Here is a 560-nt window from a genome sequence, read left to right on the forward strand (position 1 = left end):
ACTTATTGATCGCTTGATACTGTCTTTTTGATTCGGCAATAATTCAGGAACGCTGATTTTATGTATGTCATGTAGTACTCTTGCAAGTACACGATAATCGTTTCCTTCGTCGGACAATATAAGTTGATTATGACTACTCTGTTGAACAATTAGCCTCTCCACGATCGTATGACCCGTTATTTTCTCAAAAATGATTCCATGACGACCCTCTATCTCAACCTGCTCATAAGGACAAGGTGTCGGTAGTCTAATCTCCCAAGCTACCCGACTATTCCGATATTCGATGTTCGCGGCTTCTCGGGATATAAAGGATCGAAATAGCTTGATAACTTTATCATCCCCCCATTCAAATACCTCAGAACAACCACCCGCACCCAGACATTTCCCAATCGTATCCATACATGGACCTCCTCTGTTAACGACCAGTGATTCCTTCCTTTAACAAAAGCGCCTCATACATTTCCTGAATCATGATGGTGGCCTTACTTAATTCCAAGTCCAACGTATTAGTGTTCATCATCGTTCCTATGCCGATAATATAGATGGATAGCGTTAATAGA

Annotated in this window: 1 pseudogene; it reads right to left on the reverse strand. The window is 41.2% G+C overall.

Features of this window, described 5'->3' with window-relative positions:
• Positions 1 to 399, reverse strand: a pseudogene (locus AC1DWB_RS37085) (phosphotransferase family protein); the annotation flags it as partial.
• Positions 400 to 560: the final 161 nt, after the last annotated feature.

This window comes from Paenibacillus sp. P4_E11 (assembly GCF_056401635.1).